The sequence below is a fragment of the Variovorax jilinensis genome (assembly GCF_030316885.1).
Lineage (GTDB): Bacteria > Pseudomonadota > Gammaproteobacteria > Burkholderiales > Burkholderiaceae_C > Variovorax > Variovorax jilinensis.
Genome location: NZ_JASZYQ010000003.1, coordinates 759,281 through 773,404 on the forward strand (window position 1 = coordinate 759,281; position 14,124 = coordinate 773,404).

Sequence of the window (14,124 nt, forward strand, 5' to 3'; positions counted from 1 at the left end):
ATGCGCCCCTCGTTCGCCGTCCGGCGCGCGGGCGGCTACGCCAACTCGCCCCAGCCGCGCCGCGCCGACCCGGCGAGCCTGCAGGACCTGGCCGGCCGCAGCATGGGCACGACCTGGTCGCTGCGCCTTCACAACCCCGCCATGCTCCCGCTCGATGCGGTGCGCACAGCGGTGCAGGACGCGCTCGACCGCGTGGTCGCCCAGATGAGCACCTGGGAGGCCGATTCCGACATCAGCCGCTTCAACCGTGCAGACGCAGGCAGCCGCCACCTGCTGGCCCCGGAGTTCGCCGAGGTGATCGCCTGCGCCGTGCATTGGGCAGAAGCCAGCGGCGGCGCCATCGATCCGAGCGTCGGTCCGCTGGTCGCGCTGTGGGGCTTCGGCGCCCATGCGGCCGGATCGGCCGCACCCGAGCCGCCCTCGCATTCCGCGCTCACGCTCGCACGCCAACGCGTGGGCTGGCAGCGCCTGGCCTTCGACCCCGCACAGGGCAGCCTGCTGCAACCGGGCGGCGGGGTGCTCGACCTGTCGGGCATCGCCAAGGGCTTCGGGGTCGACCAGGCGGCGCAGGCGCTGCAGTCGCTCGGCATTCGCGACTTCCTGGTCGAGGTCGGCGGCGAACTGCGCGCGGCAGGGCGCAGGCCCGATGGCGCGCGCTGGCAGGTGCAGGTCGAGGCCCTGCCCGGCTGCTCGCAGCGCATCGCGCTCGACGACATGGCGATCGCCACCTCGGGTGACCGCTGGCACGCACACGAACACCAGGGCCGGCGCTGGTCGCACACGCTCGATCCGCGTTCGGGCGAGCCGACCCCGCGTGCGCTCGCATCGGTCTCGGTGCTGCACCGCGAGTGCATGCAGGCCGACGCACTCGCCACCGTGCTGAGCGTGCTGGGCCCCCAGGAGGGCCTGGCCTTCGCGCGCCGCCATGGCATTGCCGCGCTGTTCGTCTGCCGTGCCGACGCGGGCCCGGCGTGCTACGCGAGCGAAGGCTGGCCGACGCTCTGCGCCGACGTCCGATGAGCGAGACGGCGCTGCGCACGCTGGCCGCGTGCCTCACGGTGCTGGCCTACGCGGGCCTCTGTGCCGCCATCTATTGGCGCCAGCGCCGGCAACGCGCCGAGCACGAACGGATGGCGCGCGCGCTCGCCGGGGGCAGCGCCGAGGCTGGCGGCAGCGGCCGCGCCGCCACGCTGGTGCTGCACGCCAGCCAGACCGGCCAGGCCGAGGAACTGGCGTGGCAGACCGGCCGCTGGCTGCATGCGTCCGGCACGCCCGCACGCGTGCTGTCGCTCAACGACGTCGATGCCGAACTGCTGCGCACGGCGCCGCAGGCCCTTTTCATCGCCAGCACCTACGGCGAGGGCGATGCGCCCGACGGCGCCAGCGTGTTCGCCGAACGCGTGATGGGCGGCGCGGCCGCCGAGCTTTCCTCGCTTCGCTACGCGGTGCTCGCGCTCGGCGACCGTCAGTACGCGAACTTCTGCCGCTTCGGCCGCCAGCTCGACGACTGGCTGCATGCAGCCGGAGCCGTGCGCAGCCATGCACGCATCGAGGTCGACAACGCCGAGCCCGCGAGCCTCGCGGCCTGGCAGGCGCAGTGCGGAGGCGGCACGGCCGCGGCGCCGACGGTGCCGGCGCCGGAGGCCGTCGCCCTGCCCTGGCGGCTGGTGTCGCGCCGGCTCCTCAACGAAGGCAGCGCAGGTGGGCCGGTCTACGAGCTGGCATTCGCGCCCGCATCGCCACCCCCCGCCGGCGCGGCGCCCGAATGGGAATCGGGCGACATCGCCCAGCTCGTGCTGACGAGCGACCCGGGCCGCCCGCGCGACTACTCGATCGCGTCGGTGCCGGCTGACGGCCAGCTCGAACTGATCGTGCGCCAGGAACAGCACCCGGACGGCACGCTCGGCGCGGCCTCGGGCCTGCTCACGGCAAGTCTCGATCCGGGCGACACGGTCGCGCTGCGGCTGCGCCCGCATCGCAGCTTCCGGCTCGGCGACAACCGCGAACGCCCACTGCTGCTGATCGGCAACGGCACCGGCCTGGCGGGCCTGCGCAGCCATCTGCGCAGCCGCGCGGCACTGGGCCTGCACGACAACTGGCTGGTCTTCGGCGAGCGCAACGCCCGCCACGATTTCCTGTGCCGGGACGAGATCGAAGCCTGGCAACGCAGCGGCGTGCTGGCACGGATCGACCTCGTCTTCTCGCGCGACCAGGCCGAGCGCCGGTACGTGCAGCACCGCCTGCTGCAGCAGCACGAGCAGGTGCGCGAACTGCTGGCGCGCGACGGCGCGATGTACGTCTGCGGCAGCCTCCAGGGCATGGCGAGCGGCGTCGATGCGGCGCTGCGCCAGATCGCCGGCGACACGCTGATGCGCGAGATGACAAGCACAGGCCGGTATCGGCGCGACGTCTATTGAGACGGCCAGTTGCGCACGCGCAACGAATTCGGCCGCGAATCTCCCAAATTTCTACGAATTGGTACGCGGCGGTGTCAGCAGGTTAACAGTCGTATTGAGATTCATTATCATTTCGTGACTTCGCGTTTCCGTGAATCAGCTCACCCAGCCAATCCCAGCCGCCGCGCCACGCCGAGGCCCCACGGGACCCGCCAGTCGAGTTCTCAGCTTTCCTGCCCTTTCCGGAGAACCCCTCATGGCCTACATCAAGAGCCGCAAGCATGCCGTCGCGCGCGCGCTGCCCCCGTTCGGCAGCGCGGCCGCCGCCGCCACGCTGATCGCAATGTCCCTGCCAGCGACCGCACAGACGTCTGCGAGCACCCTCAAGGAAGTCCGCGTCGAAGACACGACGGCCAACGAGTTCCGGGTCGAGAACTCGGCAAACCCCAAGTTCACCGCCCCGCTGGTCGACATCCCGCAGGTGATCCAGGTCATTCCCGAGGCGCTGATGCGCGAGCAGGGCGCCACCACGCTGACCGAAGCGCTGCGCAACACACCCGGCGCGGGCGCCTTCTTCCTCGGTGAGAACGGCAACACCAACACCGGCGACTCGATCTTCATGCGTGGCTTCGACGCCTCGGGCAGCATCTTCGTGGACGGCGTGCGCGACCTCGGCTCCATCTCGCGCGACATGTTCAACATCGAGCAGGTCGAAGTGGTCAAGGGCCCGTCGGGCACCGACGTGGGCCGCACCTCGCCGACCGGCTACATCAACCTGATCAGCAAGAAGCCCAAGCTCGAGAACAGCTTCTCGGGCTCGCTGACCTACGGCAGCGCCGACTTCGGCCGCGGCACCCTCGACTGGAACCGCGTCATCGGCAGCGCCGACGGCTCCGCCACCGCCTTCCGCATCAATGCGGTCGCCGAAGACGGCGGCGTCGCCGGCCGCGACGAGGTCAAGAACAAGCGCTGGGGCATCGCACCGTCCATCGCCTTCGGCCTCAACACGCCGACCCGCGTGTTCCTCGACTACCTGCACGTGAAGCAGGACAACGTGCCCGATGGCGGCGTGCCGACCATCGGCCTGCCCGGCTACTCGACGCCCGATGCGCTGCTGATCAACTCGCCGATCCTGCGCCGCACCTTCCTCAACTTCGCGCAGCCGGTCGACTCGAAGAATTTCTACGGCACGTCGCAGGACTTCAACGACGTCACGGCCGACATGTTCACCGCGCGCGTCGAGCACGACATCACGCCCGACATGACGGTGCGCAACGTCACGCGCTACGGCAAGACCCAGCAGGACTACATGCTGACGGCCTTCATGCTCGGCGGCCTCACGGCAAGCCGCGTCGGCCAGACCAGCACCTACCGCGGCACCGTGCCGGCAGTCACCGCGGCCTTCATCGCGACGCCGAACCCGGCCAACCCGCTGACCTGGACCACCACCCGCAACCTGCCGACCAACAAGGACCAGGAAAACACGATCTTCCTGAACCAGACCAGCCTGTCGTCCAAGTTCAACACCGGCAGCTTCAGCCACACGACGAACGTCGGCCTCGAGCTGATGCGCGAAGAGCAGACGCTCGGCAACTTCTACGGCCCGGGCTTCCCTGGCGTCGCCACCACCTTCGCGCCGGCAGGCTCTTGGCCCGTCGCCAACCTGTACAACCCGAACCCGAACGTGGTCGGCTACAACCGGATCTCCAACGGCACGGGCTCGTTCGGCAAGACCGACACGGTCAGCCTGTACGGCTTCGACACGATGAAGATCAACGAGTACTGGCAGATCACGGGTGGCCTGCGCTACGACCACTACGACACCAGCTACTCGGCCACTGCGCTGACCCTGCCGTCGCGCGCCATCACCCCGACCGACCTGTCGACCTCGGGCGACCTCTGGAGCGGCAAGCTCGGCGTGGTCTACAAGCCGGCCGAGAACGGCAGCATCTACGCGGCGTGGGGCACCTCCTCGCAACCGCCGGGCGGCGCCAACTTCGCACTGGCCGCGGCCGGCACCGGCAGCAGCGCCTCGCGCACCGACTTCGATCCGCAGGAAGCCACCACCTACGAGGTCGGCACCAAGTGGGACGTGCTCAACAAGAACCTGTCGCTGACCGCTGCGCTCTATCGCACCGAAGTGAAGAACGAAGTCGTGCAGGACCCGACCACGCTGCTGTACTACCAGACCGGCAAGAAGCGCGTGCAGGGCATCGAGCTCGGCGCCGCCGGCGCGATCACCGAGAACTGGGGCGTCAGCGCCGGCTTCACGACCATGGACACCTCGGTGCGCAGCGGCCCGGCCGTGACCGCGGACGGCACCGAAGTGCTGGCCTACACGCCCAAGAATGCCTTCACGCTGTGGACCAGCTACCAGTTGCCCTTCGGCCTGACGATCGGCGGGGGTGCCCGCTACAACGGCAAGCTGCATCGCGGCACCGATGGCGCGGTCGGCACGCCCGCCTACACCGACGCCTACTGGGTGTTCGACGCCATGGCTTCCTACCGCATCAACAAGAACGTCGACCTTCAGCTGAACCTGTACAACGTCTTCGACGAGCAGTACGTGGCGGCGATCAACAAGAGCGGCTACCGCTACACGCCGGGCATTCCGCGCTCGGCGCGCGTGACGGCCAACTTCGCGTTCTGACGCGGGTCAAACCGCGCGCATCCGCGCGATGCGACACTCGAGCCCCGCCCGATGGTCGGGGCTTTTTTCATTTCGCAGGACTTCACTCATGATGCTGCACGTGCCCGATGTGCTGAGCGCCGAACAGGTGCGCGAGATGCGCGCCACGCTCGAGGCCACCCAGTGGATCGACGGCCGCGAGACCGTCGGCGACCAGGGCGCCCGCGTCAAGCGCAATCGCCAGTTGCCGGAACACTCGCCGGTCGGCCGCGAACTCGGCCGCACCGTCCTGGCCGCGCTGTCGCGCAGCCCGCTTTTCTTCTCGGCGGCGCTGCCGCTGCGCTTCGTGCCGCCGCTCTTCAATCGCTACGAGGGCGGCGAGCACTACGGCCTGCACGTCGACGGTTCGGTACGCTCCGTGCCCGGCAGCGGCGAACAGCTGCGCACCGACCTTTCGTGCACCCTGTTCCTGTGCGATCCCGAAGAATACGAAGGCGGCGAACTCGAGGTGGTCGACACCTACGGCTCGCACGAGGTCAAGCTGCCGGCCGGCGACCTGATCCTCTACCCCTCCACCAGCCTGCACCGCGTGCATCCCGTGACCCAAGGGGCCCGGGTCTGCTCGTTCTTCTGGCTCCAGAGCATGGTGCGCGACGACACCCGGCGCGGCATGCTGTTCGAGCTCGACCAGGTGATCCAGCGCCTGCGCGGGCGCGTTGGCGAATGCGAAGAGACGATTTCGCTGACCGGCCAGTACCACAACCTGCTGCGGATGTGGTCGGAGATCTGAGGCCTGCCCCGACGCCGTGTCGCCCTTCGCTCGCAATAGTTATTGCAAATGCGAAGAATTCGTATTTATAATTGGGTCTTTCTTCAACAAGCCAGCTACAAGCCGTCTGCATCGCCATGATCGTCTGCGTCTGCCGCCGAGTGTCCGACCGTGAAATCGCACGCCATGCGCGCGCCGGGATGACCTTCGACGAAGTGCAGTTCGAACTCGGCGTGGCCACCCAGTGCGGCCAGTGCGAAGGCTGCGCACGCGACGTCGTCGCACAGTGCAGCGCTTCGCATCCGGTCGCCGCGCTGCATCGTGAAACCGGCGTCCAGGCGATCCAGCTTGCCAATTCCATCCAGGAAAGCAACGCATGGAACTCTTCGCGGCGCTCGGCGGCAGTCTGATTCTGGTCGCCAGTTCAGTCTGGTGGATTTTCCGCAAGTAAGAATTTAGCGTAGCGGTTTTGCTGCACCGGGACGCCACCCGTGGCGTCCGCATTCGAATGGTTGATCGTGTCTGACCGCTTTTCCCCGCCCCCCACGGCCCTCGGCCTGTCGCGCAATGCCATCATCGCCGGCAGCGTGGTGCTGTTTCACGTCGCCGCCCTCTGGGCGCTGCAGAGCGGTCTGCTGCGTCGCGCTGCCGAGGTGATCATCCCGGTCGAGATCCTCAGCGAGTTCATCGAGCCACCCAAGCCCAAGGAACTGCCGCCCCCGCCCCCGCCTCCGCCGCCCGAGCCCAAGAAGCAGATCACCAAGACGCCACCGCCGCCGCGCCCGCAGGCGATCCGCGAGCCGAAGCCGACGCCTGCTCCGAACGCGCCCACGGGCAGCGTCGAGCCGCCCCCGCCGCCGGCCCCGATGGCGCCGCCCGCCCCTCCCGAGCCGCCCGCACCACCGCCGGCGCCACCCGCACCGCCTTCCGTGCAATTGCCGTCGAGCAACGCCGACTACCTGCAGAACCCGAAGCCGGTCTATCCGGCCATGAGCAAGCGGCTGGGCGAGCAGGGCAAGACCATCGTGCGCGTGCTGATCGGCACCGACGGCCTGCCCAAGCAGGCCAGCATTCGCACCTCGAGCGGCTACGAGCGGCTCGACGAGGCGGCACGCGCAGCCGTGATGAGCTGGCGCTACGTGCCGGGCAAACGAAATGGGGTCGTCGAACCGATGGAGTTCAACGTACCGATCAACTGGGTTCTCAATTAATTTTCTGGAGTAGTTCGTATGGATTCCCACTTTGGCCTGATGAATGTCTGGCAGCAAGGCGACTTCGTCACCAAGGCTGTCGCCGTGCTGCTGATCGGCATGTCGCTCGCTTCCTGGATCGTGATCCTCATCAAGGCGATCGACGTCATCAAGTACAAGCGCCTCGCGAAGCAGTCGCAGGATTTCTGGCACAGCGAAGACTTCGCCACCGCGCTGGCCAAGCTCGGCAAGGACGACAGCAATCCGTTCCGCGTGCTGGCGCTCGAAGGCCGCGAGGCCGCCGCCCACCATCGCAACACCAAGGCGCATCTGCACGACGCGCTCGACGTCAGCGACTGGATCACGCGCGCGCTGCGCAACGGCATCGACGAGTTCACGGCCCGCCTGCAGACCGGCCTTGCGGTGCTGGCTTCGGTGGGCTCCACCGCCCCCTTCATCGGCCTGTTCGGCACGGTCTGGGGCATCTACCACGCGCTCATGAGCATCGGCTCGGCCGGCCAGGCGACCATCGACAAGGTGGCCGGCCCGATCGGCGAAGCGCTGATCATGACGGCGCTGGGTCTCGCGGTCGCGATTCCCGCCGTGCTCGGCTACAACGCACTGGTACGCGGCAACAAGTTCGTGCTGACCAAGCTCAACAGCTTCGCGCACGACCTGCATGCCTACTTCGTCACGGGCGCCCGCGTGCAGAGCGGCGGCGACGCCACGGTCGTTCCGCTCAAGAAGGTCTGAGCACCATGGCATTCGGAACACAGGACGAGCCCGACGAGGTCATGAACGAGATCAACATGACGCCGCTGGTCGACGTCATGCTGGTGCTGCTGATCATCTTCATCATCACGGTGCCGGTCATGAAGCATGCGGTGAACATCGATCTGCCGCGCGCCACCAGCGAACCGGAGCAGACCAAGCCGCAGAACATCCTGTTCACGGTCGCGGCCGACGGCAGCTACTACTGGAACGAGCAGAAGATCGAGGACGCCGAACTCATCGGCCGGCTCGCCACCGAGGCCGCCAAGGATCCGCAGCCCGAACTGCACATCCGCGGCGACAAGGCCGTGCGCTACGAGCGCGTCGCGCAGGCCATGTCGGCCGCACGCGAGGCCGGCGTGCGCAAGATCGGTTTCATCACCGAGCCGGACGCCAAGTAGCGCCCCGCTACAAATTAAATCAATCGCGGCGATTGACTTTCAATTGAGAATGGTTATCATTAACCAATCGCTTCAGCAAAGGGATTTCCAGATGACTGCCACGCCCAACACCTTCACCGTTCTGAGCCATCCTTCGCTGGACCACTCGGGTGGTGGCCGTGCTGCCGAGGCGGTTCGCCCGGCCGCCTTGCTCGAAAGCGCCGAGCTTCTCAAGGGCAGCAAGGCTGTCGGCATCCTTCACAACGGCTCGCTCTACCGCCTGCAAGCCACCAAACTCGGCAAGCTGATCCTCACCAAGTAGGTTCAGCCTGCCCCTCGCGCAAGTTTCATCGTGGGGCGACTCGAGGAGATTCATCTCCGAAGGGTCGTTTTTTGCTAGCCAACGGTTCGCCGACTAGCCAAGCTTTTTTTCACGCTGAACAACGAACAACGCCGTCCCTCAGGACGGCGTTTTTGCTTTGGCGCGCGGCGTTCAGAGTCCGAGTGCCGCGATCCCTGCCTTGGCGATCTGCGCGTCTTCGTTCGACTTGACGCCACTGACGCCCACGGCGCCGATGACCTGGCCGTCCTTCACGATCGGCACGCCGCCTTCGAGCAGGCCCTCGATGCCGGGCGCCGTCAGGAAGGAATTGCGGCCGCCGTTGATCATGTCCTCGTAGGTCTTGCTCTCGCGGCGGCCCATGGCGGCCGTGTGGGCCTTGGCCGGGGCGATATGGGCCGACAGTGCCGCGGCGCCGTCCAGGCGCTGCAGCCACAGCAGGTTGCCGCCGTCGTCGGTGATCGCAAAGGTCACGGCCCAGTTGTTCTTCAGCGCCTCGGCTTCGGCAGCGGCAGCGATCGCCTTGACGTCGGCGAGTTCGAGGAAGGATTTGGTTTTCATGGTGCTGTCCAGGAGTAAGTTGAGCGACCGCCAAGCATAGCGTTCCGGCTGTCCGCCACCGGGCCCGCGGGTAGGAACGTTGAACGACGGGGTTTTTCCGCGGCGCCGATCTTGCGGGCACCTAGAATGCGCCCATCTGCATGTCTGCAGCCAACCCAGGAGCCCCGGCATGAACGACCGCGTCAACACCTTCGACACCAGCGTAGGCCAAGGCCAGGCGCTGCCGCAGACGGACCGCCAGCGCGTGCTGCGCAACACCTACTGGCTGCTCGCACTGAGCCTGCTGCCCACCGTGCTGGGCGCCTGGCTCGGCGTCGCTACCGGCATCACGCGCTCGCTCTCGGGCGGCATGGGCCTGATCGTCTTCCTGGGCGGCGCCTTCGGCTTCATGTTCGCGATCGAGAAAACCAAGAACTCGGCCGCCGGCGTGCCGGTGCTGCTGGGCTTCACCTTCTTCATGGGCCTGATGCTGTCGCGCATGATCGCGATGGTGCTGGGCTTCAAGAACGGCCCCGAGCTGGTCATGACCGCCTTCGGCGGCACCGCAGGCGTGTTCTTCGTCATGGCTTCGCTTGCGACCGTCATCAAGCGCGATCTGTCGGGCATGGGCAAGTGGCTGTTCGTCGGCGCGATCGTGCTGATGTTCGGCGCCATCATCAACATCTTCGTCGGCTCGAGCGCCGGCATGATGGCGATCTCGGTGGCCGCGATCGGCATCTTCTCGGCCTACATGCTGTACGACCTCAAGCAGATCATGGACGGCGGCGAGACCAACTACATCAGCGCCACCCTGGCCCTCTATCTCGACATGTTCAACGTCTTCCAGAGCCTGCTCGCGCTGCTCGGCATCTTCGGCGGCGAACGCGACTGATCCCCGCCGCATGCTGCAGATGAAAGGGCCCCAAGGGGCCCTTTTTCATGCGCGGTCGAACACCGCGATCGACTCGACATGCGCCGTGTGCGGGAACATGTTCACCACGCCTGCGAAGCTGCAGCGGTAGCCGGCCTGGTGCACCAGTAGGCCGGCATCGCGCGCGAGCGTCGACGGATTGCAGCTCACGTAGACGATGCGCTTGGGCGGCGTCCAGCTGCCGGCGTGCGGCTCGACCTGCTGATGCAGGTCGGCCAGCGCCTTGGCCAGCGCGAAGGCGCCTTCGCGCGGCGGATCGACCAGCCACTTGTCGGCCACACCGTCCGCCACCAGCATCGCGGGCGTCATCTCGAACAGATTGCGCGCAACGAACGCCGCCGGGCTGAGGGCGCGCCGACCCGGCACGGCCGGCCGGTTGCGCTCGTAGTTGGCGGTGGCGCGCGCCACCAGTGTGTCGCTGCCCTCGATGCCGAGCACCTCGCGCGCCCGGCTCGCGAGCGGGAGCGTGAAGTTGCCGAGGCCGCAGAACCAGTCGATCACGCGCTCGTCGGCCTGAACATCGAGCAGGCGCAGGGCGCGGCCGACCAGCACGCGGTTGATGTGCGGATTGACCTGCGTGAAATCGGTCGGCTTGAAAGGCATGGTGACGCCGAACTCGGGCAGCGCATAAGCCAGCGGCGGACCGCCCTCCTCGAGCAGCTTGACCGTGTCGGGGCCCTTGGCCTGAAGCCACCATTGAACGCCCTCGTGGGCCGCCGCGAAGGCCTTGAGACGGGCCAGGTCGGCACCGGACAAGGGCTCGAGGTGCCGCAGCACCAGCGCGATCACGCCGAGGCCGTTGCCGTTCTCGGCATCGCCGCAGGCCAGTTCGATCTGCGGACAGGTCTCGCGCGCGTCCATCGAGCCGATGAGCTCGCGCAGCGGCAGCAGCATGTCGCTGACCACCGCCGGCAGCACCGGGCAGACCTTCATGTCGGCCAGGTAGCGGCTCTTGCGCTCGTGGAAGCCGATCAGCACCGTGCCCTTCTTCACCACATGGCGCACCGACAGCCGTGCGCGGTAGCGGTAGTGCCAGGCCGGGCCCTCGAGCGGGCGCAGCAGGTTGTCGGGGCGTACCTTGCCCAGGTGCCAGAGGTTGTCCTCGAGCGACCGCTGCTTGACCGCCACCTGCGCCGACGCATCGAGATGCTGCATCTTGCAGCCGCCGCAGGCGCCCGCATGCAGACCGAAGTGCGGGCAGCCCGGCCGCACGCGCTGCGACGACTCACGCTGGATCGCGGTGACGGTGCCCTGCTCCCAGTTGTTCTTCCTGCGGTGCACGTTGAAGCGCACCTCCTCGAAGGGCAAGGCTCCTTCGATGAAGACCACCATGCCATCGGCCTTGTGGGCCACGCCCTGGGCGTCGAGGTCGAGCGACTCGACCTGCAGCCATTCGTCCTGCGCGTGGGGCGCCTGCTTGTTTTTCTCTTTCGATTCCGTCATCCCCGGATTGTCTCAGGGCGGCAGGTCCCCCCCACGGGCACTACAACAAGGCGTCGCGCTGCACGCCCGAGCGCTCGAGCTGTCGGCGCATCTTGCCCAGCGCCTCGTTCTGGATCTGCCGCACGCGCTCGCGCGTGAGGCCCAGGCGCAGGCTGAGCACCTCGAGCGTCTCGGGATCGCGGTCGTGGAGGCCGAACCGGCCTTCGAGCACCTCACGCTCGCGCTCGCTCAGCAGCAGGATCCATTCGTCGAGCAGCTTCTCGACCTCATGGGTCTGGGCGACGCCCGTGGGGTCGCCGGCCGCGTCGTCCGACGCCACGGTGTCGAACAGCGAGAAGCTGTCGTCGCCGCGCTCGCTGCCGGCATCGAGCGATCGCGGCGCGTCGGCCAGCGCCAGCAGATCGGCAACCTCCTTCGTTTCGCGGCCCAGCAGCGCAGCCACGTCCTCGACACGCACGCCATCGGGCCGTCGCGCGACGAAGTCGGCATCACCCTCGAGCGCCCGGCGCGCCCGCAGCACCTGGTGCAGCTCTCGCACGACATGCACCGGCAGCCGGATGGCTCGCGCCTGCAACATCGCCGCGCGCTCGACGGCCTGCCGGATCCACCAGGTGGCGTAGGTGGAGAAGCGGAAACCGCGCTCGGGCTCGAACTTCTGGATCGCATGCATCAGACCCAGATTGCCTTCCTCGATCAGGTCCGCCAGCGGCACGCCGCGACCCAGGCAGGACTTGGCGATGCTCACCACCAGGCGCAGGTTGTGCTCGATCATCGACTGCCGGGCTGCGAAGTCGCCGGCCCGCGCGGCACAGGCGGTACGGTATTCCTCTTCCGGGGTGAAGAGTTCGGTGCGGCGGATCTCGCTCAGGTAGAGGGTAAGAGAATCGCCGGCCGTCGTGTCCGCGCCATCGATCGAATCAGACGCTGCCGCCGCGGCCGCCTTGCCCGCCGCTCGCCGCGCGACTGCGCGGGGAGACTGGCGGACGGTGGCCATGGCGACCGCTAGCGCACCGGCAGATAGCGGGCCGGATCGACCGGCTTGCCCTGGCGGCGGATCTCGAAGTGCAGCTTGACGCGGTCAGCGTCGCTGTTGCCCATCTCGGCGATCTTCTGGCCCTTCTGCACCGATTGGTCTTCCTTCACGAGCAGCGTGCGGTTGTGCGCATAGGCCGTGAGGTAGGTGTTGTTGTGCTTGAGGATGATCAGGTTGCCGTAGCCGCGAAGGCCTGCGCCGGCATAGACCACGCGGCCGTCGGCCGCTGCCAGCACCGAATCGCCGGCCTTGCCGCTGATGTCGAGGCCCTTGTTCTTGACCTCGTCGAAGCCGGCGATCAGCGAACCCTGTGCAGGCCAGATCCAGCCCACGTCCTCGTCGCCCGAGGCTGCGGCCGGTGGGGTGGGAGAGGCAGTGACCGGCACGGGTGGCTTGGTGGTTGCGCCCGGATTCGGCGCGGACGCGGCCGGCGCGGCAGCCGCAGCGGCCGCCGCTGCTGCTGCTGCTGCGGCAGCCGTCGTCGTGGTGGGCGCGACGGTGGCCGGCGTCACGGGCTTGGCGGCCACGGCGGGCGAATCACCGCTCGGCGGAATCACGCGCAGCACCTGGCCGACTTCGATCAGGTCCGGGTTGTCGAGGTTGTTCCAGCGCGCGATGTTCTGCCAGGTCTGGCCGGTCTCGATGCCGATGCGGCGGATGGTGTCGCCGGGGCGCACCGCGTAGTAGCCGGGCTTGCCGTAGTTCTCGATGCCGGGCAGCGGCTTGCCGGATGCATCGACGGTGATGGGAGGGCCGCCGGGCGTGCCCGTTGCAGCGTTGGCGTTGGTCGGGGCCTGCGTCATGGTGCCGCGGTCTTCGACCGGCACCGGACCACGCGGCGAGGCGCAGCCCGCAATCACGAGTACACCCGCCAGCGCAACGCCGGCAGGCCAACTCCGATTGCCAAAAACTTTCATTGTTCTTCCCTTCAAGCAATTCCCGATTTTAGGGGGACAAAGTGAACGGCCTCAAGAATGCGGCGCTCGAGACCGCGGGTGGTTCTGTCGATCACGACGAGGGCCTGTCCGCCGCTGGCCGAGTGGGTCGGCGCGACGATGCGGCCGCCGACCGCCAGCTGATCGATCCAGGCATCGGGCACCGCTTCGCCGCCGGCCGCCGCGATGATGCCCGCATAGGGCGCACCCTTGGCATAGCCGAGCATGCCGTCGCCGAGCATCAGGTGCACGGTGGCAAGGCGGAATGGTCGCAGGTTGACGCGAGCCTTATCGTGCAGGCCGCGCAGCCGCTCGATGCTGTAGACCTCGGTCGCGACATGGCTCAGCACCGCAGCCTGGTAGCCGCAGCCGGTGCCGATCTCGAGCACGCGGCCCAGGCGCTCGGAGGGCTTGCCGGCCAGCGCCGGCGCACCGAGCAGCAGTTCGATCATGCGCGACACCACGTTCGGCTTGGAGATGGTCTGGCCGAGGCCGATGGGCAGGCTGGTGTCCTCGTAGGCCTGGTTGACCAGCGCGCTGTCGACGAAGCGATGGCGCTCGACCGTGCCCATGGCGCGCAGCACGCGGGCATCCGCGATGCCCTGCGCCGCGAGTCGCTGAACCATCCGCGTGCGCACCGCGTCCGAGGCCATCGAAGGCGTGGCCGGAACGATCGGCCTCGCAGGAACGGCAGGCTTGCGACCGCCGGTGGCGGCCGAAGCGGTGGGCGTGAGGCGCACGGGAAAGCCCGGCCGCTGGCTGGCCAA

General features: G+C 67.9%; 15 protein-coding genes. 10 read left to right on the plus strand and 5 right to left on the minus strand.

Annotation, left to right across the window (positions count from 1 at the left end):
- From QTH87_RS15210 to hemP, 9 genes are all read left to right on the plus strand, one after another.
- Positions 1-1,020 (plus strand): FAD:protein FMN transferase, encoded by a 1,020-nt coding sequence (locus QTH87_RS15210; protein ID WP_286610192.1) that lies wholly within the window; start codon positions 1-3, stop codon positions 1,018-1,020.
- Positions 1,017-2,417 carry a sulfite reductase subunit alpha gene (locus QTH87_RS15215; RefSeq protein ID WP_286610194.1) on the plus strand — a complete coding sequence of 467 codons (1,401 nt, stop codon included), beginning with the start codon at positions 1,017-1,019 and terminating at the stop codon, positions 2,415-2,417. The genes QTH87_RS15210 and QTH87_RS15215 overlap by 4 nt, the downstream gene beginning before the upstream one ends.
- Before the next feature lie 235 nt (positions 2,418-2,652).
- Complete coding sequence (locus tag QTH87_RS15220; RefSeq protein ID WP_286610196.1) at positions 2,653-5,046, plus strand: catecholate siderophore receptor Fiu; 2,394 nt, start codon at positions 2,653-2,655, stop codon at positions 5,044-5,046.
- A gap of 88 nt (positions 5,047-5,134) precedes the next feature.
- Complete coding sequence (locus QTH87_RS15225) at positions 5,135-5,815, plus strand: Fe2+-dependent dioxygenase (RefSeq protein WP_286610198.1); 681 nt, start codon at positions 5,135-5,137, stop codon at positions 5,813-5,815.
- A 116-nt stretch (positions 5,816-5,931) separates the two neighbouring features.
- A complete protein-coding gene (locus tag QTH87_RS15230) occupies positions 5,932-6,204 on the plus strand; it encodes a (2Fe-2S)-binding protein (RefSeq protein WP_286610199.1) in 273 nt (90 codons plus the stop codon).
- Positions 6,205-6,309: 105 nt separating this feature from the next.
- A complete protein-coding gene (locus QTH87_RS15235; protein WP_444812795.1) occupies positions 6,310-7,005 on the plus strand; it encodes an energy transducer TonB in 696 nt (231 codons plus the stop codon).
- Between the two features lie 18 nt (positions 7,006-7,023).
- Entirely contained in the window at positions 7,024-7,737 is a 714-nt protein-coding gene (locus QTH87_RS15240) for a MotA/TolQ/ExbB proton channel family protein (protein WP_286610202.1), read from the plus strand.
- Between the two features lie 5 nt (positions 7,738-7,742).
- Positions 7,743-8,156 (plus strand): ExbD/TolR family protein, encoded by a 414-nt coding sequence (locus QTH87_RS15245; RefSeq protein WP_286610203.1) that lies wholly within the window; start codon positions 7,743-7,745, stop codon positions 8,154-8,156.
- Between the two features lie 91 nt (positions 8,157-8,247).
- A complete protein-coding gene (gene hemP / locus QTH87_RS15250; RefSeq protein ID WP_286610205.1) occupies positions 8,248-8,457 on the plus strand; it encodes a hemin uptake protein HemP in 210 nt (69 codons plus the stop codon).
- 171 nt (positions 8,458-8,628) lie between these two features.
- Here the strand turns inward: hemP and QTH87_RS15255 are convergent, their stop codons facing one another.
- Positions 8,629-9,036 carry a GlcG/HbpS family heme-binding protein gene (locus tag QTH87_RS15255; RefSeq protein ID WP_286610207.1) on the minus strand — a complete coding sequence of 136 codons (408 nt, stop codon included), beginning with the start codon at positions 9,034-9,036 and terminating at the stop codon, positions 8,629-8,631.
- 169 nt (positions 9,037-9,205) lie between these two features.
- Here QTH87_RS15255 and QTH87_RS15260 point away from each other — a divergent pair, with 169 nt between their 5' ends.
- Positions 9,206-9,907: a Bax inhibitor-1/YccA family protein gene (locus QTH87_RS15260; protein ID WP_286610209.1), complete on the plus strand. Its 702-nt coding sequence runs from the start codon at positions 9,206-9,208 to the stop codon at positions 9,905-9,907.
- Between the two features lie 45 nt (positions 9,908-9,952).
- Here QTH87_RS15260 and rlmD read toward each other — a convergent pair whose 3' ends face one another.
- Genes rlmD through QTH87_RS15280 form a run of 4 tightly spaced genes read right to left on the minus strand, consistent with a single transcriptional unit; the run spans position 9,953 to position 14,124 of the window.
- A complete protein-coding gene (gene rlmD, locus QTH87_RS15265; RefSeq protein ID WP_286610211.1) occupies positions 9,953-11,389 on the minus strand; it encodes a 23S rRNA (uracil(1939)-C(5))-methyltransferase RlmD in 1,437 nt (478 codons plus the stop codon).
- A 40-nt stretch (positions 11,390-11,429) separates the two neighbouring features.
- Entirely contained in the window at positions 11,430-12,383 is a 954-nt protein-coding gene (locus QTH87_RS15270) for a sigma-70 family RNA polymerase sigma factor (protein WP_286610213.1), read from the minus strand.
- An 8-nt stretch (positions 12,384-12,391) separates the two neighbouring features.
- Positions 12,392-13,339, minus strand: a complete 948-nt coding sequence (locus QTH87_RS15275; RefSeq protein WP_286610215.1) for a peptidoglycan DD-metalloendopeptidase family protein — start codon at positions 13,337-13,339, stop codon at positions 12,392-12,394.
- 11 nt (positions 13,340-13,350) lie between these two features.
- On the minus strand, positions 13,351-14,124 hold the full coding sequence (locus tag QTH87_RS15280; protein ID WP_286610217.1) for a protein-L-isoaspartate(D-aspartate) O-methyltransferase: 774 nt from the start codon (positions 14,122-14,124) through the stop codon (positions 13,351-13,353).